At 62.9% G+C, this 3817-nt stretch carries 3 protein-coding genes; all 3 read right to left on the reverse strand.

What is annotated here, in order from left to right:
* Nucleotides 1–773 (reverse strand): FAD binding domain-containing protein (locus ACR0MS_RS20375; RefSeq protein WP_480578135.1); only part of this gene is annotated, 773 nt, incomplete at its 3' end.
* Between the two features lie 136 nt (nucleotides 774–909).
* A complete protein-coding gene (locus ACR0MS_RS20380; RefSeq protein WP_480578132.1) occupies nucleotides 910–3270 on the reverse strand; it encodes a xanthine dehydrogenase family protein molybdopterin-binding subunit in 2361 nt (786 codons plus the stop codon).
* A gap of 73 nt (nucleotides 3271–3343) precedes the next feature.
* On the reverse strand, nucleotides 3344–3817 hold a 474-nt coding region (locus ACR0MS_RS20385; RefSeq protein WP_480578129.1), incomplete at its 5' end, for a (2Fe-2S)-binding protein.

The following is a 3817-nucleotide window of genomic DNA, read 5'->3' on the forward strand; positions in this document are numbered from 1 at the left end:
GCCCGTTTAGTCATGACGCTGACCAGATGCGCACGGTAGTCCTTGCTGCCATGCAGGTCGCCGATCATGTTTGCGGGGTTGATGCTCAGGCCGGTCAGGGCGTCGGGGCGGAACTCGGTGTTGAGCGCTTGTTCGGCCTCGGACCAGCGGAACACGCCATCCTCACTGGCGCCGGTCACGGCCACGCGGACGCCGTCCGCGAACCGCGCCAGATAGACACCCACCAGCGCAAAGCGTGAGGCCGGCTGCAGGAACTTCTGATAGCTTGCGGCCTGCGGCACCGGGAAGCGGATGGATGTGATGATCTCACCCTCGTCCAGCGCCGTGGTGAACATGCCCTGAAAGAACTCGTCCGCCGCGATCTGCCGCGCATTGGTCACAATGGTTGCGCCCGAGCCCAGCACACCCGCCGGATAACAGGCCGCCGGATCATTATTGGCCACCGACCCGCCAATGGTGCCGCGATTGCGCACCGCCGGATCGCCGATCTGCCCGGCCAGTGCCGCCAGCGCCGGATAGCTTGCCGCCGCCTCGCGCGCCACCACCGCGTGGGGCGTCGCCCCGCCGATCGAGACCGCGCCGTCATCCTCGACGCACACGCCCTGCATCTCGGCAATCCCGCTCAGCGACACCAACGCCGAGGGCGCCGCCAACCGCTGCTTCAGCGTTGGGATCAGCGTCTGACCACCGCCCAACGCCTGCGCATCCTCAGCCCCCAACGCAGCCACCGCATCGGCAATGGTCGAAGGCTTCTCAAACTCGAAACTGTACATTCCGCTTATCCTTTCCGAAGAACACAGATCCGCTCTTCATCTGGCTATAAATATCCCGGGGAGCTGCCCGTTGGTGCGCCATTGGTTCGAGCACCAATGGGCGGCGGGGCTGGCCCCGCGCACCCCCCTCTCCAACTCAGCTGTTCATCGCCGCCCAGACGCGCGACGGGCTCACCGGCATGTCGATGTGATCGACAGCCTTGCCACCCGAGTTCATCGCGTCCAGAACCGCATTGACCACCGCAGGCGGTGAGCCAATGGCCCCGGCCTCACCACAGCCCTTCACACCCAGCGGGTTATGCGTGCACGGCGTCTGGCTGGAATGATCGACGCCATAGAACGGCACATCATCGGCGCGCGGCATGGCGTAATCCATGTAAGAGGCACTCAGCAGCTGACCATTCTCGTCATAAGCGCAGTTCTCCAACAGCGCCTGACCGATGCCCTGACCGATGCCGCCATGGACCTGACCATCCACGATCATCGGGTTGACGATATTGCCAAAGTCATCGGCGGCGGTGAAGGCCTCGATGGTGACCTTACCGGTCTCGGGGTCCAGCTCGACCTCGCAGGCATAGGCGCCCGAGGGGAAGGTAAAGTTGGCCGGGTCATAAAACGCGGTCTCCTCCAGCCCCGGCTCCACCTCCAGCGGGTAGTTATGCGGCACATAGGCCGTCAGGGTCACATCGCCCCAGGCCACCGACTTGTCGGTGCCTGCGACGCTGAACTGACCGTCCTTCAGCTCAATATCGGCCTCGGATGCTTCCAGCAGGTGGGCCGCGATCTTCTTGGCCTTGTCGATCACCTTCTCGGTGGCCTTGACCATGGCCGAGCCACAAACCGCAAGGCTGCGCGAACCATAGGTGCCCATGCCAAACGGGATCTTCGAGGTGTCGCCATGCACGATCTCGACCATCGACTCGTCGATCCCGATCATCTCGGCCACAACCTGCGGAAAGGCCGTCTCATGCCCTTGCCCATGACTGTGCGCACCGACCATGACGCTGATCGAACCGGTGGCATTCACCCGCACGGTGGCGGCGTCATAGAGACCCGCCCGGGCCCCCAGCATGCCAACGATGTTCGACGGAGCGATCCCGCACGCCTCGATATAGCAGTTGATGCCCAGACCCCGCAGCTTGCCCTTGGCCTCGCTTGCCGCACGCCGCGCGGCAAAGCCTGCCAGATCAGCAGCGGCCTCCAGCTTGTCCATGGTCCCGTGGTAATCCCCGGTGTCATAGGTCAGCGCCACTGGCGTGTCATAGGGGAACTGGGTGATGAAGTTCTGACGGCGCAGCGCAATCGGATCGACCCCCAGCTCGCGCGCGGCTTTGTCGATCACGCGCTCCAGTTGATAGGTCGCCTCGGGGCGGCCCGCGCCGCGATAGGCATCCACCGGCACCGTGTTGGTGAACATCGCCTTCACATTCACCTGAATGACCGGCGTGGTGTAATTCCCTGCCGCCAGCGTGCCATGCAGCCAGGTCGGAACCGAGCTGGCAAAGGTCGACAGATAGGCCCCCATATTGGCCAACGTATTGGTGCGCAGACCGATGAAGTTGTTCTCCGCATCCAGCGCCAGTTCGATCGTGGTCACGTGATCGCGGCCATGGGCGTCGGACATGAACGCCTCGGACCGGCTGGCCGACCACTTCACAGGCCGGTTGCAGGCTTTGGCGGCAAAGGTACAAAACGCCTCTTCCGCATAGTGGAAGATCTTGGTGCCAAAGCCACCGCCCACATCCGGGGCCACCACGCGCACCTTGTGTTCCGGCAGGCCCAGCACGAAGGCGCACATCAGCAGCCGGATCACATGCGGGTTCTGCGAGGTGGTATAGAGCGTATAATCCTCGGTCCCGCGGCTGTATTCCGCCACCGCCACGCGCGGCTCCATCGGGTTGGCAACCAGACGGTTGTTCACCAGATCCAGAGTGGTCACATGGGCCGCGCCCGCAAACACCTCATCGACCTTGGCATCATCGGTCTCGCCCAGATGCCAGTCATAGCAGATGTTGTTCTTCAGATCGTCATGCACCAGCACAGCACCTTCCTGCGCGGCCGCCTTCATGTCGATCACCGCGGGCAGTTCCTCGATATCCACATCAATCGCCTCGGCCGCATCGCGCGCCTCAGCCAGGCTGTCGGCCACCACTGCGGCGATGGGATCGCCCACATGCCGCACTTTACCCTGCGCCAGAATGGGATGGGCCGGTTCCTGCATGGGCGCGCCATGCTTGTCCGTCACCTCCCAGCCGCAGGGGATGCCGCCCACCCCTTCAAAATCCTTGCCGGTGAATATCCGCACCACACCGGGCATGCCTTCGGCCGCCGAAGTGTCGATGCTGTTGATCTTGCCATGCGCGATATCCGAGCGCAGGAAATACACATAGGCCTGTCCAGCCACGTTGATGTCGTCGGTGTAATTGCCCGCTCCGGTCAGAAAGCGCACGTCCTCGCGCCGCTTGGAACTGGCTCCGATGCCACTGTCTTTGGGCATTGCTTGTTCTCCTCCCTATGAGTGCACGCCGGCACCCGCTGTCATTGCACGGGCGCAACCGCCCGCAGCGGCATCATTCCGCAGCGATTTGACCCACGTCCTGACCCGATGCGGCCAGGATCGCCTTGACGATGTTATGATAGCCCGTGCACCGGCACAGGTTGCCTTCCAGGTAATGCCGGATCTCGGCTTCGGTGGGGCGCGGGTTCTCTTTCAACAGCGCTGCCGCACTCATCACCATGCCCGGCGTGCAAAACCCGCACTGAAGACCATGATGATCCTGAAACGCCTGCTGAATGGTGTTCAGCGACCCATCCGCATTGGCCTGACCTTCAATCGTGCCAACCTCGGCCCCATCCGCCTCGAGCGCAAGCATGTTGCACGACTTCACGGCCTGACCATCCACATGCACAACACACGCCCCGCATTGCGCCGTGTCACACCCAACATGCGTCCCCGTCAAAGACAAATGCTCCCGCAAAAATCCAGACAATAACGTCCGACCCTCAACCTCACCGCTCACAGATAAACCGTTCACAGTCATCGA

The organism is Ruegeria sp. CJ2, from assembly GCF_056536745.1.